The organism is Paenibacillus vulneris (assembly GCF_039543185.1).
GTDB classification, from domain to species: Bacteria; Bacillota; Bacilli; order Paenibacillales; family NBRC-103111; genus Paenibacillus_S; species Paenibacillus_S vulneris.
This window is the reverse complement of record NZ_BAABJG010000006.1, coordinates 404,301-424,751: the sequence shown is the minus strand read 5'-3', so window position 1 is coordinate 424,751 and position 20,451 is coordinate 404,301. Positions and strand designations below refer to the sequence as shown.

The following is a 20,451-nucleotide window of genomic DNA, read 5'->3' as shown; positions in this document are numbered from 1 at the left end:
AAGACGCCGGCAAACAACATCTATTTTTGTCAAAGCTCTATTTGTACCGATGATACAACCAGGACGCAGCTGCGGTTAGCAGGAACAAAGCTAGAGCCTCCAGCGGGGTCCGCAGGGTCCAGCACAGCGGAATGGCCAGCAGCAGAAGCATGGCAAGATGAAGGGTACGGCGGACAGAACTGACGGATCGCTGGAGAAGCCCGTCCGGCAAAGGATAGATGCGATGCCATATATGCACCCGGTAATATCGCTTCAAATCGGCCAGCTGCAGCGCTCCGAACAGCGTAAAGGCGAGATAAGCCGCGATCGAAGCCCATTCGCTGCGCAGGGAAGCGAGAATGACGATTCCCAAGACCGTAAGCCGGAAGGTAATTCCAAGCAGCTCGGAGCGAAGCCAGATCAGCGTATACATATACGTATACGAGGAAGAGGCCCGGAAAGGAATGAATTGCAGCCAGGATGTCGGGATGCGGGTATTTCTTGCTTTACCTTGCACCTGCGGTACGTCGATGAACCAGTTCAATATGCGGTACACGCCGGTGCGGTGCCGTTTCTCCCAATCGATCAGCAGCATCCAATGAACCACATATTTGCTTGGCACCCGAAGCAGAGCAAGGTAGGCGATGGAGCCTGCCGCAAGGACCATGACGCCGTGGGGCAGCTTCCAGGTGATCATGCCGTATGCCGATATCGCCGTCCCTATCCAGCGCAGAAGCGCGAACCATCTTCTTGTGCCCGCCTCTTGAAGCTGCAGCTCGGCCCATTTGCCGTAAAGAATGACCCATTTGAACAGCAGCCAGATCACGAGAATCAGGAAGAACCGGGCTCCGCCGGACGCCGTCATTTTGGCATACAAAGGCCATACGAGGCCCCAGGCTGCTACGACGGCGGCGGATTGAAGCAGAAGCGCCTTTTGCATCGCAGCCTTCAAATAAGCGTTCATTCCGCGCTCATGAGGGAGCAGGAACAGAATGTCGGCATCCTGCAGATAGGTGCGTATTTTGCCGCCTGCAAGCGGCAGCAGCATGACAGCTCCGCACAGCAGCTCCCACGGAAATGCCGGCGTCACCCATCCGAGAAACAACCGGTATGCAATGGAAAAGAGCAGGAATGCGGCGACGGCAGACATGATCAGACTTTGTAAAGCGTAATGAACATAGGGACGAATTTCTTTAAGAAACTCGGCCGAACGGCGTTGGTACATGGCTTTCATATCCATCAGCGGTTTACGCCCCTTGTCACCAGGCTGCAGAATACATCGTCGAGCGGAGCAGATGGCATCCCCGCTGCCGTCTGCAGCGTCTCTACCGTCCCCGATACGATGAGCTTGCCTTGATGCATGACGAGAAATTCGTCGCAGTACCGTTCGATCGTTGCCAAGATGTGCGAGCTGATCAAGATGGCTGCTCCGCTCTGCTTGACAGTGACCATCAAATCGAGCAGAGACCTCATGCTGAGCGGATCGAGCCCGAGGAACGGCTCGTCGATGATGTACAGCTCCGGCTCTACGAGGAAGGCGCACAGGATCATCACCTTTTGCCGCATGCCCTTGGATAAATGCGAGGCCAAGCGGCCGGTCAAAGCGTCCATTTGGAATTGCTCCAGGAGCGGCTTGATCCGCTTCTGGAAGGAGCCCTTGTCTACGCCGTAGGCGCGGGCCGTCAGCTCCAAATGCTCCTGAACGGTCAATTCTTCATATAAGAGCGGGCTTTCCGGAACATAGGCGAAGGTTTGGCGGTACTGCTCCTGCGATTCGGCCAGCGTTTTTCCTTTTAGACGAATTTCCCCTTGATGGGGCTGCATGAGTCCAAGAATGTGCTTGATCGTCGTGCTTTTGCCGGCGCCGTTCAAGCCGATGAGCCCGACCATTTCCCCGGGCTGCACCCGGAAATTCAGATCATGCAGCACAGGCTGCTGGCGGCTGTAGCCTCCGGTTACGTGATCTACTTCCAATATCGGTTGCATGCGAATCCCCCCTGAATAGGCTTGTATCTTATAAGACTAGCGGAAATGGACACTTATTTCCAGTCGGTGAAGGATATGATCTGATGATTATGACGAGGAGGAATGTTCACACCCTAGCGAAATTATACTAAATAATGGAAGGGGGTGAAATGATGAAACTGAAAAGAATAGCAGCAGCTTTATTTGCTTTGACCATGTTTGCAACGTCGGCCGTGCCGGCCTTTGCCGACGGCCGCTGGCAATGTCCCGGATGCACCTGCAATCAATACAAATATTTTGTAGACATTGATCTTGTCAATTGGTCCGGCACAACGCCGATCGGAACCTTGGGTCCCTACGATGATTACACCTCAGCTAAAGCGGCGGCCGACAATTATCTCTACTATTATCCCGAATACAAGGCCGATATTTATGACGCGCAATATTGCTCCTAGCAGAATGGAGAGGGGAGAGCCCCTCTCCTTGCTTCTGTCAAGAACCTTATAGTCTGAAAAATCGCTTTGGTACTTCGGCAGGTATGCTCTTCCGGCTGCTTTCCGGCTAGTACCTGAGCCTGGCTTCTTCCTGCTTTATGGGGTTATTTTGCTATGATAATAAAGAACCCCCCAATGTCCCGAAGGAAATTGAGGGGTTGAAGAAGTCCAGCTTACGCTTCCGTTGCTCCTGCAAGCTTGCTGTCACTAGCGGTGAAGCCGCCGCTCTCAGGCGTAACGGACGGTTCCGCGAGACCGAACTGCTTTTCGCTCTTCGCAATAACGACGGTCGCTACACTGTTCCCGATCAGATTGGTAATGGCACGCGCTTCGGACATGAAACGGTCGACACCGAGCAGCAGCGCCATGCCTTCGATAGGAATGACATTCCCCGGAACGGCGGACAAGGTTGCGGCGAGTGTGATGAAGCCGGACCCGGTAACGCCTGCCGCGCCTTTGGAGGTGAGCATCAGGATGCCCAGCACGGTCAAAATTTGAACCCAGGTCAGCTCGACGCCATAAGCTTGAGCGATGAACAAAGCCGCCATGGACAAGTAAATCGAGGTTCCGTCCAGATTAAAGGAATAACCGGTAGGAACGACAAGGCCGACAACGGACTTGGAGCAGCCGTATTTCTCGAGACGCTGCATTAAGCGGGGAAGAGCAGATTCGGACGACGAAGTGCCGAGTACGAGCAAAATCTCTTCTTTAATGAATTTCAGCAGGTTAAAGATGCTGAAGCCGTACAGCTTGGCAATGGTACCAAGGACAATAACAACGAACAGGAACATCGTAATGTAGACGGAGCCCATCATTTTGCCTAGCGAGAACAGGGACCCGATACCGAATTTGCCGATCGTGTAGGCCATGGCTCCACCTGCGGCAAATGGAGAGAACCGCATGATGATGCCGACGAGCCGGAAGAAAATATCGTTCACTTTCTCGAAGAAAACGGTTACCGGTTTGACTTTATCTCCCAATCCTGCCATGGCTAAGCCGAACAGAACGGAGAAGAACAGAACGGGCAGCATTTCCCCCTTGGCCAAGGCGCCGACAGCGCTGTCAGGAATGATGCTGAGGACGAAATCCATAAAGCCGTGAGGCGTTTCCGCCGCTTGCTTGGCGTATTTCGCTACATCCGCCGCATTTTTGCCGACGTTGCTGATATCCATGCCGGAGCCGGGCTTGATAATGTACATAACCGCAATCCCGATAGCCATCGCGAACGTCGTTACGAGTTCAAAGTAGATCAGGGCCTTACCGCCGATGCGGCCGATTTTCTTCATATCGCCCATATTGGCAAAGCCGATGACGATAGTGAAGAAGACGATGGGAGCGATGATCATTTTGATCAGCTTGACGAATATATCGCCCAACACCTTGAGCTGAACCCCGAAGGCCGGGAACAGTTGACCGATCAAAATCCCGATGACGATGGCAATCAGCACTTGGACGGTCAGGTTTTTAAAGTTGATTCTCATAAATACCCCTCTTTCATGCGGGAGCCCGCCGTTATGATTATTAATGGGATGCGGCTTATTTCGGAGCTTTGAACGCCTAACGAAACGTTGTAGCCGTTTACATTCCCTTTCGAAGTTTGTTTCTGTAGGCCTTATGTTATCGCTTACAATAGGAAATGTGAATCATTTGACCATATTGGTGCTTTTGGTCTTTTTGGTCTTAAGGAAGGTATAAAGGAACAGTAATTGACATACCCTACGGGGGTATATTATAATCAATTCGAGAGGAGTGATTAGAATGCAAACCATTACGTTGAAGGTGGAAGGAATGTCCTGCAACCACTGTGTAAACTCTATAGAAGGCGCATTAAAGGAGATTGGAGCTAACGGCAGCGTGAGCTTGCCGGACAAAACCGTGACCGTTTCCTTTGATGAGAAGAAGCTGAACGAAACGGCTATTCAAGAAGCGATTGAAGATCAAGGGTACGATGTGGTGAAATAACCTCGTATACAAGAACGCAGGCGGGAGCGGGTTGCTCTGGAGCCTGCGTTTTTTTTATGGACTATACCATTTATAGATTTCGGGGCACGCCACAAAAGAAGCAGCTGAGCCCGTTTCGAAGCCATGGTCTCCCTTATGTGGGGTTCATTTGTGTTTCCATAGATAGGCAGATTACATAAGAAGGCTTCCTAGTAAAATTGGGCTTGCGCCACATCTTTACAAACCACAGCCAATGCGATATTTTTATAGTATCAATCTCATTATTTAAAACTGAGTTTCATCTTATGAAACTAAATGGAGAGGCGGGATTAGGTATGGATATCAAGGAGCAGGTGAAGGCGCAATTCGGAGCAAATGCGGCCAAGTATGTGAGCAGTCCGCGTCATGCATCAGGTCATGATTTGACTCTGCTGGGGGATTGGGTCAAGGAGGAGCAGGCTCAATCCGCACTGGACATCGCTACAGGAGGAGGGCATTGCGCGCTCGCATTGGCCGGGGCGGTTCGGGAAGTGACGACGCTGGATATGACGCCGGAGATGCTGCGGGAAGCAGAGGCGTTCATCCGCAGCAAAGGTGCGGTTAACGTAACCTATGTACAGGGTGATGCGGAGCATCTGCCTTTTGAGGATGAGTCGTTCGATCTGGTGGCGTGCCGTATTGCCGCTCACCATTTTCCCGATGCAGACCGGTTTGTTGAGGAGGCCGCTCGCGTGCTGAAACCGCACGGTTGCTTTATTCTGATGGATAACGTGGTTCTGGAGCCGGATTTGCTCGACACGCTGTATAACGACGTGGAAAAGCGGAGAGATCCTAGTCATTTTCGCGCCTGGAAAAAGACGGAGTGGATTCGGCGGACGGAAATGGCCGGGCTGCGGCTAGAGCAATTGCAACAATCGGTTAAACCTTTTTCTTTCGAGTCGTGGTGCGCCCGCATGAACGTCCCTAAGGACGTACAGGATCAGCTCGAGGCGGATATGCTGGGCTGGCCGGCGGAGGTAAGAAAGCAGCTGGGAGTGCGTAGCGAGGGTGGCAGGCTGAAGGAGTTTGTTGGGAGCTATATGATGCTCAAAGCAAGGAAGGTCTGATTCATCCCGGGCAGTCCCATAGGGGCGGCCTTGCGGCAACCGAGAACCGCCTCTATCGGGAGGCCAGCACATATTTATTGACCGGGCGGCCGACCCCGTATTGCAGATCAAGACGGACCTTTCCGGTCTTCTCCAGGTACTCTAGGTATCTTCGGGCGGTCACCCGCGCAATGCCGACCCCTTCCGCGACTTCCTCCGCCGAGAGCGGGCTGGGCTGCTGCACGAGAAATTGGACGATTTGCTTCATCGTGACGGCCTGCAGCCCTTTGGGCAGCTCGGCTGCCGACAGCCAGGCATCTGCGGCCGGGGCATGCTTGCCAGCCGACGCTGCTTCCGAAGCAGCCGGAGGACGGTCACTACCCCGTTGAAGCATGCGGTCCAGCTCGCTTTGCGAAATCGTGCCGCTATGCTCTAGCGCCAGCTTCATCCTGCGGTAATGCTCCAGCGCTTGCCGGACCCGTTCAAATTTAAACGGTTTCATGATATAGTCTACGGCGCCGTATTGAAGCATCCGCTGAATCGTTTTTTGATCATTGGCCGCACTGATGACCATCACATCCACAGCGAGCTGCTCCTGCCGGATTTGCGTCAGTGTCTCGATGCCGTCCTGCTGGGGCATGTAGATGTCCATAATCACAAGATCCGGCTTCAGCTCCCGGATGCGCTCCATGCCTTCCGTGCCGGTGCCGGCAACCCCTGCTACGGCGAAGCCCTCGACCTGCTCCACGAACTGCCGGTTCACCTCCTGTACCATAAGGTCATCTTCTACTAACAGCACCTGAAATATCTTTGTCATAGGGTTCTCCCGCCTTCCTCCAATCATCATCATTTGGTTTCTTATGAATCGGAGCTTTCCGATGGGGCTCCTGTGTCTTCGCTGTGCGGCTTCATCGGGAATGAAATAAGAAAGCTGGTCCCCTCACCCGGAACCGAATCGACATGGATCGTGCCTTCGCCTTTTTGCACAATGCCGGCGATAAGATACAGACCGATGCCGCGACCGCTTACTCCCTTTGTGGTGAATCCCTGCTTGAAGATCTGGTCGCGGATATCAGGATCGATGCCGGCGCCGTTATCCTCCACCAGGATCGAGAGCACCTCGTCGTCCTGTTCAATGCTGACGAAGATTCGCTTCTCCGTACGCGATACGGACTGCAGGGCGTCAAATGCATTCTCAAGCAAATTTCCTAACAAAATGACGAAATCATGATGATCCAGCAGTCTCGGAAAATGCTCAAGACGGCTCTGCCGGTCGATTTCGACCTGAATGCCGAGCTCACTGCCCCGACTGATCTTGCCGAGCAGCAGCCCGGTAACGCTGTCATTCTTGAGCTTCTGGCTCAGGAAGCGGGTCAGCTCTTCCTTTTCTTCGGAAATTTCGAATAAATAGGCCAGCGCCTTCTCTTTATTACCCAGCTGAATCAGCCCGCCGATAGTGTGCAGCTTATTCATATATTCATGGCTCTGCACCCGCAGCGCGTCGACGAACGCTTTGACCCCGGTCAGCTCCTCGGCGATCCGCGTAACCTCGGTGCGATCCTGAAAGATCGCTACCGCACCGACGGTCTGATCGTTCACTGTTATAGGAACACGGTTGCTCATGATGAGTGTAGTGCCGAACAACAGCTCCTGATTGTATACAGGATGATTCATTTCGAGAATTTCCGGCAGCCTGGTGTCCGGCAGTACGTCGCGGATCGGCTTGCCGATAACGTCTCCCTCAATCTTCATGATCTGCTTCGCTTTATCATTAAATATCGTAATCCGCTCATCCTTGTCAATGGCGATGATCCCTTCGTGCATGGCATGGAACGTCGCCGTGCGTTCAACGAGAATGCGGGCGATTTCATGGGGCTCGAGCTCGAACATCTGCTTCTTGATGTGCTGTGCGAGCTTCCATGACCACCATATGCCCGGCAGCAGCGACAGCAGCACAATGACGTAAGCCTGCCCGCTCAGATTGAGCAGCACCTGTCCGATGGTCGGCATGATCTGCCCGACCAGCACGACGCCGACCTGTACATGGTCGGCATTCATTACCGGCACGAAAGCGCGCAGTGCCGTGCCGAGCTCACCCTTTGCCTTGGACACGTACGTGTGCTCGGCAAAGGCGGATCCTTCATCGGCACTGAGCGAAGGCGTGCCGATTTTGGATTGAACCGGGTGCGAGAGCCTCACCCGGTTCATGTCCATCACGACGATGTAGGTCACGTCGTTGATGATGCGAATGCGCTCCGCGGCCTCCTGAATGGCCGCGGGATTATCGCCGGCCGTCACCTCGGGCAGCTGCGCTACTGTTCGCGCCGTAACCAGGAGCCGGCGGCTGGTCTCCGTCTCGTTCAGGCTGATGATGGTCCCCACGAGAATCGTTCCCCCGATCATCAGCGAAAAGAGCACGATACACGAGGACAGAATGGCGATTTTGCCGTTGATTTTCAGACGATGCAGCATGAGGAATGGCGAGGCTCCTTCCGGCAATGTATACCTACCATCATACAATACGAAGGAGGATTGAGAAACCCGTGTCCTTTAGGATCGGATAGGTGAACAGGTCATTCAAGAGTGGCAGAAGGGCATCCCATTACTTGCTGCCTTGGCTGCCTCCGGAGCTGCCGCCTGATTTTCCTCCCGACTTCCCTCCAGATTTTCCTTCGCCTTCTTCTCCGGATTTTCCGCCCTTCTCCTTTTCTTTCTCCTTCGAGGTACCGGATTGCTGCCGCGATTTCTGCAGCTTTTTGAGCTGCTCTTTGTCCGCCTTTCTGATTTTTTCCGCTTCCTCATACTCATGCTGCTTGATTTGCTTATACATGTTCATCTGCTCGCGCAGCGCGGAATCGACCGGCTTTTGCTGCTGGGTGCTCTGTGCCTTTTGCTGTCCTTTTCCTCCCGAGCTGCTTTTGCTCTTGCCTCCGCAGGCTGACAGCTGGAACATTACCAGGAAGCAGAGCAGAAGACACAGGCTGCTTTTTATGGCATAAAAACGGGATGGTTTCAACGGTTACAGCCCCTTTCATTAGATGGAATTAGGTTGTCCCTAAACTTGGCAGTTCATTTATTTGCTGATTTTTTTGATTTTTTGTATACAAATGAATACAATTATAGTGTGAAGAAACAATCATTCTTACCGGGAGGGGTAACAACGTTATGGCGGAAACGTACCGCAAGTCCAAAATCGAACATTATCTTGATCGGTTGCTCGTGCGCAAGCAAGCGCTGATAAGGCAGTTGGAGCTCCATGAGCTTGAACAGTCAAAGGAATTTATCCGCGGTCAGCTTGCAGCAACAGACATGATTATTTGGGAGCTTGCGGTTGAGTTCGATTTAACCGACCAACTAATCGAAGGGGGAAGAGGAAATGTCAGCGAACGTTGTGCAAAAAAATCAATCGGAGCCCACACTTCCGCATCACTCCAGGGCCACTCGGCTCCAACTAATTAGAAGAGCTTTTTTCATGCTCCTGGGGGCAGCCTTAGTTTCTGTAGGACTAGAAATATTTTTAGTGCCGAATAATATTATTGACGGCGGTGTCGTAGGGATATCGATTATTTTGTCCCATCTTACCGGAATTCCGCTTGGTGTCTTTTTACTGCTGGTTAACATGCCGTTTTTGTTTCTAGGCTATAAGCAAATCGGAAAAACCTTCGCAATTTCCACTTTGATCAGCGTATTCTTCATGTCCGTCGGGACATGGCTGCTTCATCCTGTGCCACCGCTTACTATTGATCCACTGCTTGCGGCAGTGTTCGGCGGTATTATCGTCGGGATAGGCGTAGGGATGGTAATCCGTTCCGGCGGCTCTCTCGATGGCACGGAAATCGTCGCAATTCTCCTCAACAAGAAAACTCCATTTTCCGTAGGCGAAGTCGTCATGTTCTTCAACCTGTTTATTCTCGGCAGCGCAGGCTTCGTGTTCGGCTGGGATCATGCCATGTACTCCTTGATCGCTTATTATATTGCTTATAAAATGATCGACATCACCATTGAAGGCTTCGACGAATCCAAATCGGTTTGGATCATCAGCGATAATTACAAGGCTATCGGGGATGCGCTGCTCAGCCGTCTGGGCCGGGGCGTAACCTATTTGAACGGGGAAGGCGGATTTTCCGGCGGGGAAAAGAAGGTCATCTTCTGCATTATTACCCGGCTGGAAGAAGCCAAGCTGAAATCGATCGTAGAGGACCACGACCAGAACGCGTTCTTAGCCATCGGCAATATCCATGACGTCAAGGGCGGTCGGTTCAAGAAAAAGGATATTCACTAGCGAAGCAGAGGTCTATCGTATCTAAAACGGGAAGCAAGGAGTCGCATCATGAGATCCTATTGGAGTATCGCGCTGATGGTTGCCGCGGGAATGGCTGCGGCGGTGCTGATAGGGTTTTACCCTATGCTGTCGCAAGCGCCGGCTGCCTATGATGATGAGCAGGAAGGGTTCGATACCCAGCTTGTGATCAAGTTCAGCCATGTCGTCGCGGAGAATACCCCCAAGGGGCTGGCTGCTCAGGAATTTGCAAGACTGGTGAAGGAGAAGACAAACGATCGTGTCAAGGTAGAGGTTTATCCGAACGGGGTGCTTTATTCGGAGGTGGATGAGATCGATGCGCTGCAGCAGGGCAGCGTACAGATGATCGCTCCGTCCTTCCCGAACCTGTCGGAATTGCTGCCATCGTGGATGGCTCTCGATTTGCCCTTCGCTTTTCCAACCAATGAAGCGGTGCAGGAAGCCTTTCAGGGGGAGATCGGATCGACGCTGTTCGGACAGCTGGAGCGGGTTAACATGGTGGGCATGGCGTTTTGGGGCAACGGATTCAAGCAGTTTACAAGTAACATTGGGCCGATCGTTCATCCTTCGGACCTAAGGGGTCAGCATTTTCGGACGATGCGCAGCAAGCTGTTGGACGCAGAATTTCGTTTGTTTGATATGCGGACGACGGAGATGCCGTTTAATCAAGTGTACCGTAATCTTGAGAACGGCACTGTGGATGGTGGCGAAAATTCGATCTCCAATATTTACACGAAAAAGTTTTACCAGGTTCAAAAGTATTTGACGATCAGCAACCATGGTTATCTCGGCTATGCCGTCCTGATGAACCGGACATTCTGGAAGAAGCTCCCCGCTGACATACAGCAGCAGATTGAAGAGGCAATGGAGGAGACGACGGAATGGGCCAACCAGAACGCCATTCTAATGAATCAAAAGCAGCTTGAGGAAATCAGGAACGAATCCCGGATACAGATATACACATTGAGCCCGGAGGAGCGTAAAGAGTGGATGAACGCATGGGAGCCGATCTATACCCAGTATGAATCTTATATCGGGACTGAGCTTATCAAGAAGATCAGGAAGCTTCAGCAAAAATACAGCGAATATGCTCCGGCGCCGGCAGCTTCATAGGTTCAGCCCTCGTACCGCAAAAAGTCAGACCGCTCTGTCGGCTGGCTTTTTTGGGGCTTCCGCGAAAGGTATGGAATCCAGGGCCCGCTGCAAGCCCTATACCTGAACTTTATGCTTTAATTTCTGTCAAAATATACGTAATTAACATAGCATAAGCTTTGCTTATGGATTTGATAAGCAGTTTTTGGTTGTAAATAACGAACTTCTGCGATATAGTACAACTAATTCGATATGAAATAACGCAATAATAGATAGAACAGGGAGAGAAGAGATGCGCAGGTTGGAAGGGAAACGGATAGCGATCACCGGGCCGAGAAAGGCCGCGGAAATGAGCGTGATCGTCGAGAAGATGGGAGGCGTCCCGCTGGTACGTCCGGCGCAAGGCACAGTGGCGCTTGAGCAGGAGAAGGTGGGAGCCCAGTTAAAGAAGCTGCTGGAAGAAGGCAGCGACTGGATTATTTTCACCACCGGAGCCGGTACGGAGCTGTTGTACCAAACGGCCGAGAGCATCGGTGTGGCCGATGCATTCTTGGACTGTCTGCACCAAACGAATATCGCCGCCCGCGGCTATAAAACGGTAAAATACTTAAAAACGCTCGGCCTGACACCCAAGGTTCGGGATGACGACGGAACGACGAGAGGAATCGTACGGGCGCTTCAGCCGTATCCGATGCAAGGGCAGCGCGTAGCGCTCCAGCTGTACGGCGATCATGCTCCGCAGCTGGTCCATTGGCTCGAGGAGCAGGGAGCCGTATATTATGAAATCCTGCCTTATTTGCACGTTCCCCCTGAGCTGGGTGTGGTGGATACGCTTCTCACCGAGATCGTAAGAGGAGAAGTGGATGCGGTGACCTTCACAAGCACCCCGCAAGTTCGCTTCCTGATGCGCTACGCTCGGGAAAAGGGGCTGGAGGAGTCGATCCTCGAGGCCTTCCGGGAGAATACGGTAGCCGTAGCCGTCGGGAAGGTGACGGCCGAAGCGCTTCGTGATGAGGGGATCGAGCGGGTCGTGGCGCCTGAGGAAGAGAGAATGGGCAGCATGATGGTTGCTCTGGCGCAGTATTACGAGCAAGAATAGTATTGCGCCGCATGGTTTGGTCAAAACTAAAGGGTATGGTATACTTTTCCTACAAAGTGACCATACCTTTTTTTGCCGTGACTCCGCCATGTGCGGCCATTCTTTTTTTCTTTTGGAGGCCTAATGAATACCATTCCTGTAGTGCAGCTTCGAGATGTAACCAAACGCATCGGCTCCAAGACGATTGTCGACCATTTATCGTTTGATGTCCTTCCGGGAGAAGTGTTTGGCTTCCTCGGGCCTAACGGGGCCGGCAAAACAACGACCATTCGGATGATGGTCGGGCTGATGTCCTTGTCCGTCGGGGAAGTGCTGATCAAAGGCCTCAGCATCAAGAGCCGGTTTGAAGAGGCGATGATGCATGTTGGCGCTATTGTAGAAAATCCGGAATTTTATAAGTTTATGACCGGCTACCAGAACCTGCAGCATTTTGCCCGGATGATTCCGGGAATTACGGAAGAGCGGCTGCAGGAAGTGATTTCGCTGGTTAAGCTGGAGCACCGAATTCACGACAAGGTGAAAACCTATTCGCTCGGGATGAGGCAGCGTTTGGGCGTAGCCCAAGCCATTCTGCACCGTCCCTCCGTATTGATTTTGGATGAGCCGACGAATGGCCTAGATCCCGAAGGCATAAGAGAGCTGAGGGATTATTTGCGCCAGCTGTCGCAGAAGGAAGGCATCGCCATTATCGTATCGAGCCATCTGCTGTCGGAGATGGAGCTGATGTGCGACCGGGTCGCCATCATTCAGAACGGAAGGCTGCTGGATGTCCGATCCTTCAAGGAGGCACCATCGGGGCCCGGCATGCTGGAAGTGGTGCTGGAGGTTGACCGTCCGGATGAGGCGGCGAGAGCGGCATCCGATCTGTTAGGAGAAGGGCACGTACAACCGTATGCAGCCTCACCGTCTGAGAACGGCGGTGCCGAAGAAGGAGCTTCTGCCAAGACGGACGGGATCTTGACGGTACAGCTCGGCAGCCGGGAGGAGATTGCCAAGCTCAATGAGCGTCTGGTCTCTGCAGGGATTCGCGTATACGGAATCCGTACCCAGAACAAATCTCTGGAAGAGCAGTTCCTGGAGGTAACAAGGGGGAATCAGATTGTCTAATTTTTTGAATCTCGTCCGAAACGAACAAATGAAAATATACAGCCGGCTTCGCACATGGATCATGCTCGGAATCATTCTGATTTTCGTCGTTTCAATGGCGTTTATGCTCAAATATGTCATTGAGAGCGGAATAGACCATGCATTCTCTTTCATGGTGATGTCCACGGGCTTAAGCTGGCTGGTGTTCCTGTTTTCGATTATTATCGCGGGAGATATCGTTGCTTCCGAATTTACATGGGGGACCATTAAGCTCCTGCTTATCCGCCCGGCAACAAGAAGCAAAATTTTGGCTTCCAAGTACGTATCCGTAGTACTTGCATTAACCGCCTTTACGCTGTTTTTGCTCATCATCTCCTATTTTGTCGGCCTGCTGTTTTTCGGCTTGAGCGGAGCTGCATCCGATGCGGAGTCCTTCCCGCGCATTATGCAGGCCTACGGCATCAAGTGGATTGACCAGCTCATGTACGTGACGCTGGCATTCATGATTTCGGCCGCCTTCCGCAGCAGCTCGCTTGCTATCGGGTTATCCATCTGCTTAATGCCTACGGCCGATACGATCGTGATGGTGCTCGCCCAGTTCAAATATACCTGGGTCAAATACATCCTATTCGCGAATACGAACTTATCGCCTTATCTGCTGGGGGGCAAACCTCCGGTTGCCGGCATGACGCTGGGGTTTTCCGTTACCATGCTTATTCTTTACTGGCTATTGTTCTATGCTGTGTCCTGGCTCCTGTTTACCAAAAGGGACGTAGCGGGTTAGCTTGACTCCATAACATTGTTTAAAGCAGCTAGGCAAACAGCGCTCTTGAAGCGTAAATGCCCTGGCTGTTTTTATATGGCAATACCTATATTAAAGAAGAGAAGTAATATCATCGGCACCTAATAGGGTGCTGGTAACGTATATGGGTAAAATTATATTACTTGTTCCGCCCCCCACATCATTAGGTGTGGGGGTTTTTCTTCAAATTCGAATGGCCAAACCATGGGGAAATCAAAGATGATATGAGTCGTACTATTATTACTTTCGATGATAGTCTACTGTGTTATTGCTCTTATGATGCAGTTCGTTGAACTATTTATAAGTGATATGGTTCACGTTAGCAAGTTCATTCACATGCCGAAAGAGGAGGCGGGGGCTCAAATTATCTTGGAATTTGTAAAGTATCATCGTGACGAAGAATTCCATTCACTGTAAGCTTTCGATATACTAAGTGGTAATTCGCTAAGGAAAGGATGAAATTATGTTAAATAAGGGGGAGATATTCCAATTTTTTTATTATATTCATCATTGCAATAGTAACGGTTTGCATTGTGGCAGTCGGACTTTTTTTATTAAACCAATCCACAGAGAATCCTACACATAAGTTCTTATTGACAAAAGGGTTTACAGGATGGGTTGAGGTTACATACGAACAACCCGGTTCTCCTGCTTTAAAAGAAGAGGGTGGCACTTTAATCTATGAGGTCCCGCCATCTGGGAAAGTAATGACTTCAAGCAAGAATGTTTCAGGGCCAATGGTTTTATTTTATGTTGAGCAAGATGGTCGACAAGTTAAAGTTCCAACAAATGTGCCAATGATCCATGATCAAGGTACATCTGGGGGAGGGAAAGTTGGATCCGATGGCCAAACGGAAAAAATTCCTGAAAAACTTACCTTCTTTGTAGGAACGGAAGAACAATGGCGAGAAGCGAAGCAAAAACGCCCCTGAAGCTCCGTTAGCTTTGCGCCGCAACGGAGGTACGGGGGAATAAACGGAGGGATAAACAGATGAATAAAAACGGTCAATATCATGTGCGTCCTTATCAGGCCGAAGATCGGGCAGCTTGCGAGGCTATATTCGATAGTAACACTCCGCTTTACTTTGCATATGAGGAGCGTAAAGATTTTGGTTCTTTTCTCAATGAGCTGAAGGTGCCGTATTTCGTCGTGGAAGAAGACGAAGGCGCAATTGTCGCTTGTGGCGGTTACGCGGCAAATAAAGAAGATTATACTGTTGCGGTGCTTTGCTGGGGCATGGTCCTGCGGGATGTTCATCACCGCGGAATCGGCCGTCAGCTTCTGGCCGAGCGGCTGCGTCGAATTGCGGTCGAATCGCAGTTTGCCTCGGTGAAGATCGAGACTTCACAATACAGTCGCGGTTTCTTCGAACGTTTCGGATTCATTGCAGGACGTATTGTCCAGAACGGTTTTGCTCCAGGTTTGGATCTTGTGGAGATGAAACTTGATCTTACTCAGTTCAGGATGGAATGTCGCGGCAATCGGGAATGCAGATTTCCTTGATTTCAAACCGGATCCTTTTCTTCCCCGCCCTGTTACTTCTAATTGTTTCGAATTGGCTTGTGCCCTATGTAGACTTATTAACTCAATTATCATTGATAGGCAAAAACCTATCTTTACCGTTTATTAACACGGGCCTAATATTCCGATAACGATCCGGAGGTAAGCTTGAACTACAGGGAATGAGAACAAGGCGTAACGGATTCCAAAGGGAATCGTCAGGAAGCGAGTCTCATCTTGGACAATCATTTCAAATTTTCATAAAACAAACGATTGGGTGGAGACTCTGAGAAAACCCAAAAGGAAACCGGCGCAGCGTTTTCGTACGAAAACAGCTTGTTTACTTTTGATTTCCCAGGGTCTTATTTGCTTATCCCAACGGTTAACGGTTTTTTGGCAAAAGGGGGAAGAGGCTTGGAACATGTACAACCAACCCGGGTACTGGGTACGGCGGCAAGCAATCATAAGCATCGGAGCAGGGCGCTTAAGGCGATCATCCGCCATTGGCAGCTCTATTTGCTTATCACGCCGGTGCTGGTCTATTTCATCGTATTTCACTATTTTCCTATGTACGGAGTACAGATCGCTTTCAAGGATTTTATAGCTACCAAAGGGATCGGAGGCAGTCCTTGGGTCGGATTTAAGCATTTTCTCCGATTTTTCGACAGCTACTTCTTCTGGCGGCTGCTGAAAAATACGCTCGGCATTAGCTTATACGAGCTGGCCGTCGGGTTTCCGGTGCCGATCGTGCTTGCTTTGCTGATTAATGAGGTGCGGCACAGCGGGTTTAAAAGATGGGTGCAGACGGTAACCTATGCGCCGCACTTTCTGTCTACCGTAGTGCTTGTCGGTCTCGTTATCATGTTCCTGTCTCCGACCAGCGGTATCGTCAATACGATGATCCAAGCCTTCGGCGGCGAGCCGATATCCTTCATGACCAAGCCCGAATGGTTCAAAACGGTCTATGTCTTATCCGGTGTGTGGCAGCAAATGGGCTGGAGCTCGATCATCTATTTGGCGGCTCTCGCCGGCATTGATCCCGGGCTCCATGAAGCCGCCAAGGTCGACGGGGCAACGCGGCTGCAGCGCATTTGGCACATTAATCTGCCCGGCATTATGCCGACGGTCGTCATTCTGCTGATCCTGAACATCGGCAGCTTGATGGGGGTCGGATTCGAGAAGGTGTTCCTGATGCAAAATTCGCTCAATAACGAAAGCTCGGATGTGATTTCTACCTATGTATACCGTAGCGGGCTGCTTGGCTCGCAATACAGCTTCGCTGCGGCGGTGGGACTGTTCAACTCCGTTGTTAACTTTATCCTGCTGCTGACCGTGAACCGGATCGCTAAGGCTGTGAATCAGGCCAGCTTATGGTGAAGGGGAGGAGCCTCATGGCAACTAACAGTCTAGGAGACAAGTGGTTCGAAGCGTTCGTTTACGCATTGTTAGCCGCAGTCACCGTTGTGGTGTTGTATCCGCTCGTATTTGTGCTCAGCGCCTCGATCAGTAATCCCGAGAACGTATTGAACGGGGAGATGTGGCTGTGGCCGAAGGACCTGAGCTTTGTCGGCTATCAGAAGGTGCTGGAAAACCAGGATTTGCTTCGAAGCTATTTGAATACGATCATTTACACGGCGGCAGGCACCTCTATCAATCTGGTCATGACGATTATGGCGGCCTATCCGCTCTCGCAAAGAAGCTTTTACGGACGCAACGTCATCACGGCGATGCTTGTCTTTACGATGTTTTTCAGCGGCGGCTTAATCCCCTCCTATATGCTGGTCAAGCAGCTCGGAATGCTGAATTCCATGTGGGGGCTGATCATTCCGGGGGCCGTCTCCGTTTGGAACATCATCATTATGCGCACCTTTTTCCAGAGCAGCATTCCCGGAGAAATTCTGGAGGCCGCGTCTATTGACGGCTGCTCGGACTGGAAGACGCTGTGGCGGATCGTGATGCCCTTGTCGATGCCCATTATGGCGGTTATGGTACTCTTTTATGCGGTCGGGCACTGGAATGCGTACTTTAATGCCATGATCTATTTGACGGATCGCAGCTTGTATCCGCTGCAGCTGCTTCTCAGGGAAATTCTCGTTCAAGGTGAAATGGAGCACATGGTCAATGTAGGGGACAGCTCGCACGCCAAAACGATCATGGATCAGGAGGCAGTCAAATATGCCGTTGTTGTCGTAGCGAATTTGCCGATCCTGCTGCTGTACCCGTTTCTGCAAAAATATTTTGTAAAAGGCATTATGATCGGTGCGCTTAAAGGGTGAATGCATATTCAACCAAGGCTTTTAAGGGACAGGTTCCCTTTTGGCATATAGAGAAAAGATTAACGGGGAGGAACTATACGGATGAAATGGACGAAACTAACGGCGCTGACAGTGGCGTCGGCTGTGGCCGTAAGCCTTACGGCGGGCTGCAGCAATACGAAGGATGCAGGCAAGCAGGCAGAGAGCAAGGAGTCAGCAGCCACCAACGTGAACAAGACCGGTTTGCCTATCGTCAACCAGCCGATCGAGCTGACCTTCTTCACGGGACTTGCCGATACGAATGGCAGCAACAGCTTCGAAGAGAGGCTCGTGTGGAAGGAATACGCCAAGATGTCGAATGTGAAGGTCAACTTCCAGTTCGTTCCCTTCAGCAGCCTGACGGAGAAGCGGAACCTGTCGCTGGCCAACGGCGATTACCCCGATGCGTTCTATTCGGCACGCGTTCCCGCGTCGGATCTGATGAAATACGGCAGCCAAGGCGTATTCGTCAAGCTGAACGACTACATCAACGACTATGCGCCGAACCTGAAGAAGCTGATGGATAAATATCCGGACTTGCGCAAAGCATTGACGATGCCGGACGGCAATATTTACTCGTTCCCTTCTTTTTACAGCCCGGAATTTTTGCCGATGCTGATCGGTACGCCGCTGTGGGTCAAGAAGGATTGGCTTGAAAAATTGAATATGAAAGAACCTCAGACGACGGAGGAGCTGTACGCGTACCTGAAAGCCGTGAAATCGACGGATCTGAACGGGAACGGTCAGCCGGACGAAATTCCATACAGCGGTACCGGCATCGGTCCGTTGATTGATCAAATCAAGGGAGCATGGGGCGTAGGCAATCGAGGATTGGGGCATAAATTCGTCGATGTGGATCCGAAGACGAACGAGCTTCGCTTCTTCCGTTTGACCCAGAACTACAAGGAAGTGCTGCAATATGTCAACAAGCTGTATATGGAAGGCTTGATCGACAAGGATATTTTCACGCAGAACGGCAATGCGCTTTATGCCAAGGGAGCCAAGAACGTGCTCGGCTCGACGATCAATCCGAATCCGAAGACCCAGTTCAACGGGGATGGCTATTTTGGACTCGGCGCGCTGAAAGGACCTCATGGGGACCAGATGTACACGCACATCAAAGTTCCGATGGTGTGGCCGGGTGCCTTTGTCATAACGGATAAGAACAAAAATATCGAGGCTACCATCCGGTGGATGGACCACTTCTTCAGCGACGAAGGTGCACAGTTTTATTTCATGGGCGTCGAAGGGACAAGCTACACCAAAACGGCCGACGGCAAGCTCGAATACATCGATGAAATCAAGAAAAATCCGAACGGTTTGACGATGGATCAGGCGTTAACGAAGTATGTAACGTGGATGGGCGGAAGCTATCCGGGCTACGTGCAGGAGAAATATTTCAAAGGCTCGGAGACGCTGCCGGAATCGATAGAGGCCGGGAAGAAAGCTCAGCCTTATGCAATCAAGGATCTATGGTACAACTTCAACTTCACCGATGCGGAGAACGAGTACATGAGCACCAAAGGCTCGGATATTCAGACGTATATCGGCGAGATGGAATCCAAATTGATTACCGGCGCCGCCTCCTTCGACGAGTGGGATAAATATGTGGCAACGGTCAATGGCATGGGTGTCGACCAATATTTGAAAACGTACAAGGCCGCTTACGATCGTTATAACAAAAGCAAATAAGGCTAGACTCGGAAGACCCTCCACGCTCAAAGCGGCTGGAGGGTTTCACGTTTTTTACGCTGCAAAACCGATTGTTGTTCAACGCCATTTTTCTTGTTTTTTTTCGTACCGTATAGTGTAAGATCATTCTTAACGACGGAGATTCTGTTTGTGTGACTCTTCTGTTGAATGGCCAATGGCTTCTTAATAGAATGGACGGAATCGGCAAAATGCCTGGAGGGATGGCATGATTTTGGACAAAGTAATCTGGGTGGCAGTGTTAACGCTGATCATCCATGCGGTTGAAACGTTGTCTTACAGCATTCGGCTGGCTGGCGTTCGGACAGGCAAGCTGGCCGTCGCCTTGTCGCTGACGGGAATGATCGTGCTGCTCTCACGCACGTCCAATCTTATCCAGGGCCCCATGATGGGAGGCGTCATCGATCAGGCCAAGCGCGATCCCGGCGTTTCCCTGGAAGCTCAAATGCACATCATGATCGCCGGTGCGTCGCTTGGCACTCTGCTGGCCATTCTGTTATTCCCTACAGCGGTCCGTATAGCGGTGAAGCTGATCGCCCGGCTAGAAGTGACGGGGTCCTTGCCCCGCCTGGTGCTGGATTCCGTATCCTTTCGCAGCTTGAAATACGCAGGCCGCCAGTTCAAGCTCCCGACCTGGGAGATGATTTCCCGCCTTCGTGTCGGAGGGGTGCCGAAGCGTCTTCTGCTGCTGAACATGTTCGTCACCGGCTTTTATACCGTCGGGGTATTGTCGGCTCTGTACGCTTCGTTTCTTAGCCCCGGGCACAGTACGGCCGCCTCCATGTCGTCGGGCCTCGTGAACGGCGTCGCAACGATCCTGATGACCCTGCTGGTCGACCCGCAGGTCGCTCTGCTGACCGATCGGGCAATGACCGGAAAGGCCAGCATGGCCTCCATCAGCAAAATGTACGGGTGGCTGATGTTTTCGCGGTTTTGCGGCACATGGCTTGCTCAATTGCTGCTGGTTCCCTGTACGATGCTCATTCAGTGGATGGTTCCATTCTTTTCATAAATAGGCCGAAAGTACCGGTTGATGCGCTGATCCAAGACGCTTGGAGAGGCGTATTTTTTATGGGAATTGGGGGAAAATGAGCAGACAATAT

The 20,451-nt window shown here is 51.4% G+C and carries 21 protein-coding genes; 15 read left to right on the top strand and 6 right to left on the bottom strand.

What is annotated here, in order from left to right; genetic code table 11:
* Positions 1–37: 37 nt before the first annotated feature.
* Together ABEA66_RS07305 and ABEA66_RS07300 are read right to left on the bottom strand one after the other, a co-directional pair.
* The gene (locus ABEA66_RS07305) at positions 38–1,219 is read right to left on the bottom strand and encodes an ABC transporter permease (RefSeq protein WP_345587047.1); all 1,182 of its coding nucleotides are present in this window, start codon (positions 1,217–1,219) and stop codon (positions 38–40) included.
* Complete coding sequence (locus tag ABEA66_RS07300) at positions 1,219–1,965, bottom strand: ABC transporter ATP-binding protein (RefSeq protein ID WP_079914394.1); 747 nt, start codon at positions 1,963–1,965, stop codon at positions 1,219–1,221. Before ABEA66_RS07300 ends, ABEA66_RS07305 begins: the two co-directional genes overlap by 1 nt.
* 149 nt (positions 1,966–2,114) lie before the next feature.
* On the opposite strand from ABEA66_RS07300, the gene ABEA66_RS07295 reads away from it, so the two are divergent.
* A complete protein-coding gene (locus tag ABEA66_RS07295; RefSeq protein ID WP_144028074.1) occupies positions 2,115–2,399 on the top strand; it encodes a hypothetical protein in 285 nt (94 codons plus the stop codon).
* A gap of 212 nt (positions 2,400–2,611) precedes the next feature.
* Here ABEA66_RS07295 and ABEA66_RS07290 read toward each other — a convergent pair whose 3' ends face one another.
* The gene (locus ABEA66_RS07290) at positions 2,612–3,919 is read right to left on the bottom strand and encodes a dicarboxylate/amino acid:cation symporter (protein ID WP_345587046.1); all 1,308 of its coding nucleotides are present in this window, start codon (positions 3,917–3,919) and stop codon (positions 2,612–2,614) included.
* 277 nt (positions 3,920–4,196) lie between these two features.
* Here ABEA66_RS07290 and ABEA66_RS07285 point away from each other — a divergent pair, with 277 nt between their 5' ends.
* Positions 4,197–4,400: a copper ion binding protein gene (locus ABEA66_RS07285; protein WP_192701341.1), complete on the top strand. Its 204-nt coding sequence runs from the start codon at positions 4,197–4,199 to the stop codon at positions 4,398–4,400.
* Between the two features lie 314 nt (positions 4,401–4,714).
* Positions 4,715–5,485: a class I SAM-dependent methyltransferase gene (locus ABEA66_RS07280; RefSeq protein WP_345587045.1), complete on the top strand. Its 771-nt coding sequence runs from the start codon at positions 4,715–4,717 to the stop codon at positions 5,483–5,485.
* Positions 5,486–5,537: 52 nt separating this feature from the next.
* On the opposite strand, the gene ABEA66_RS07275 is transcribed toward ABEA66_RS07280, so the two are convergent.
* From ABEA66_RS07275 to ABEA66_RS07265, 3 genes are all read right to left on the bottom strand, one after another.
* Positions 5,538–6,272 (bottom strand): response regulator, encoded by a 735-nt coding sequence (locus ABEA66_RS07275; RefSeq protein WP_345587381.1) that lies wholly within the window; start codon positions 6,270–6,272, stop codon positions 5,538–5,540.
* 50 nt (positions 6,273–6,322) lie between these two features.
* Entirely contained in the window at positions 6,323–7,936 is a 1,614-nt protein-coding gene (locus ABEA66_RS07270; RefSeq protein WP_345587044.1) for an ATP-binding protein, read from the bottom strand.
* Positions 7,937–8,066: 130 nt separating this feature from the next.
* Positions 8,067–8,480 carry a hypothetical protein gene (locus tag ABEA66_RS07265; protein ID WP_345587043.1) on the bottom strand — a complete coding sequence of 138 codons (414 nt, stop codon included), beginning with the start codon at positions 8,478–8,480 and terminating at the stop codon, positions 8,067–8,069.
* Between the two features lie 149 nt (positions 8,481–8,629).
* Here ABEA66_RS07265 and ABEA66_RS07260 point away from each other — a divergent pair, with 149 nt between their 5' ends.
* The 12 genes from ABEA66_RS07260 to ABEA66_RS07205 all read left to right on the top strand — a co-directional run bounded on the left by ABEA66_RS07260 (position 8,630) and on the right by ABEA66_RS07205 (position 20,360).
* Positions 8,630–8,923, top strand: coding sequence for a hypothetical protein (locus tag ABEA66_RS07260; protein ID WP_144028076.1), 294 nt, complete (start codon positions 8,630–8,632; stop codon positions 8,921–8,923).
* Between the two features lie 13 nt (positions 8,924–8,936).
* A complete protein-coding gene (locus ABEA66_RS07255) occupies positions 8,937–9,746 on the top strand; it encodes a YitT family protein (protein WP_377739822.1) in 810 nt (269 codons plus the stop codon).
* A gap of 48 nt (positions 9,747–9,794) precedes the next feature.
* Positions 9,795–10,877, top strand: coding sequence for a DctP family TRAP transporter solute-binding subunit (locus ABEA66_RS07250; protein ID WP_345587041.1), 1,083 nt, complete (start codon positions 9,795–9,797; stop codon positions 10,875–10,877).
* Between the two features lie 271 nt (positions 10,878–11,148).
* Positions 11,149–11,955 (top strand): uroporphyrinogen-III synthase, encoded by an 807-nt coding sequence (locus ABEA66_RS07245; protein ID WP_345587040.1) that lies wholly within the window; start codon positions 11,149–11,151, stop codon positions 11,953–11,955.
* Positions 11,956–12,078: 123 nt separating this feature from the next.
* Entirely contained in the window at positions 12,079–13,062 is a 984-nt protein-coding gene (locus tag ABEA66_RS07240) for an ABC transporter ATP-binding protein (protein WP_345587039.1), read from the top strand.
* Positions 13,055–13,825 (top strand): ABC transporter permease, encoded by a 771-nt coding sequence (locus ABEA66_RS07235; protein WP_079914405.1) that lies wholly within the window; start codon positions 13,055–13,057, stop codon positions 13,823–13,825. Before ABEA66_RS07240 ends, ABEA66_RS07235 begins: the two co-directional genes overlap by 8 nt.
* 551 nt (positions 13,826–14,376) lie before the next feature.
* Positions 14,377–14,775, top strand: a complete 399-nt coding sequence (locus ABEA66_RS07230; RefSeq protein ID WP_345587038.1) for a DUF6843 domain-containing protein — start codon at positions 14,377–14,379, stop codon at positions 14,773–14,775.
* Between the two features lie 59 nt (positions 14,776–14,834).
* On the top strand, positions 14,835–15,347 hold the full coding sequence (locus ABEA66_RS07225; protein ID WP_345587037.1) for a GNAT family N-acetyltransferase: 513 nt from the start codon (positions 14,835–14,837) through the stop codon (positions 15,345–15,347).
* Between the two features lie 438 nt (positions 15,348–15,785).
* A complete protein-coding gene (locus ABEA66_RS07220; RefSeq protein ID WP_345587380.1) occupies positions 15,786–16,721 on the top strand; it encodes an ABC transporter permease in 936 nt (311 codons plus the stop codon).
* A 14-nt stretch (positions 16,722–16,735) separates the two neighbouring features.
* Positions 16,736–17,620, top strand: coding sequence for a carbohydrate ABC transporter permease (locus ABEA66_RS07215; RefSeq protein WP_345587036.1), 885 nt, complete (start codon positions 16,736–16,738; stop codon positions 17,618–17,620).
* A gap of 81 nt (positions 17,621–17,701) precedes the next feature.
* A complete protein-coding gene (locus ABEA66_RS07210; RefSeq protein WP_345587035.1) occupies positions 17,702–19,330 on the top strand; it encodes a type 2 periplasmic-binding domain-containing protein in 1,629 nt (542 codons plus the stop codon).
* A gap of 226 nt (positions 19,331–19,556) precedes the next feature.
* A complete protein-coding gene (locus ABEA66_RS07205; RefSeq protein ID WP_179136281.1) occupies positions 19,557–20,360 on the top strand; it encodes a lipid II flippase Amj family protein in 804 nt (267 codons plus the stop codon).
* The last annotated feature ends 91 nt before the right edge of the window (positions 20,361–20,451 follow it).

Bases quoted from the DNA above. Each gene is read 5' to 3' on its own strand.
- ABEA66_RS07245 (WP_345587040.1), top strand. From the start codon at position 11,149: ATGCGCAGGTTGGAAGGGAAACGGATAGCGATCACCGGGCCGAGAAAG.
- ABEA66_RS07285 (WP_192701341.1), top strand. From the start codon at position 4,197: ATGCAAACCATTACGTTGAAGGTGGAAGGAATGTCCTGCAACCACTGT.
- ABEA66_RS07270 (WP_345587044.1), bottom strand. From the start codon at position 7,936: ATGCTGCATCGTCTGAAAATCAACGGCAAAATCGCCATTCTGTCCTCG.
- ABEA66_RS07240 (WP_345587039.1), top strand. From the start codon at position 12,079: ATGAATACCATTCCTGTAGTGCAGCTTCGAGATGTAACCAAACGCATC.
- ABEA66_RS07210 (WP_345587035.1), top strand. From the start codon at position 17,702: ATGAAATGGACGAAACTAACGGCGCTGACAGTGGCGTCGGCTGTGGCC.
- ABEA66_RS07295 (WP_144028074.1), top strand. From the start codon at position 2,115: ATGATGAAACTGAAAAGAATAGCAGCAGCTTTATTTGCTTTGACCATG.
- ABEA66_RS07290 (WP_345587046.1), bottom strand. From the start codon at position 3,919: ATGAGAATCAACTTTAAAAACCTGACCGTCCAAGTGCTGATTGCCATC.
- ABEA66_RS07260 (WP_144028076.1), top strand. From the start codon at position 8,630: ATGGCGGAAACGTACCGCAAGTCCAAAATCGAACATTATCTTGATCGG.
- ABEA66_RS07280 (WP_345587045.1), top strand. From the start codon at position 4,715: ATGGATATCAAGGAGCAGGTGAAGGCGCAATTCGGAGCAAATGCGGCC.
- ABEA66_RS07225 (WP_345587037.1), top strand. From the start codon at position 14,835: ATGAATAAAAACGGTCAATATCATGTGCGTCCTTATCAGGCCGAAGAT.
- ABEA66_RS07250 (WP_345587041.1), top strand. From the start codon at position 9,795: ATGAGATCCTATTGGAGTATCGCGCTGATGGTTGCCGCGGGAATGGCT.
- ABEA66_RS07305 (WP_345587047.1), bottom strand. From the start codon at position 1,219: ATGGATATGAAAGCCATGTACCAACGCCGTTCGGCCGAGTTTCTTAAA.
- ABEA66_RS07205 (WP_179136281.1), top strand. From the start codon at position 19,557: ATGATTTTGGACAAAGTAATCTGGGTGGCAGTGTTAACGCTGATCATC.
- ABEA66_RS07300 (WP_079914394.1), bottom strand. From the start codon at position 1,965: ATGCAACCGATATTGGAAGTAGATCACGTAACCGGAGGCTACAGCCGC.
- ABEA66_RS07255 (WP_377739822.1), top strand. From the start codon at position 8,937: ATGCTCCTGGGGGCAGCCTTAGTTTCTGTAGGACTAGAAATATTTTTA.
- ABEA66_RS07215 (WP_345587036.1), top strand. From the start codon at position 16,736: ATGGCAACTAACAGTCTAGGAGACAAGTGGTTCGAAGCGTTCGTTTAC.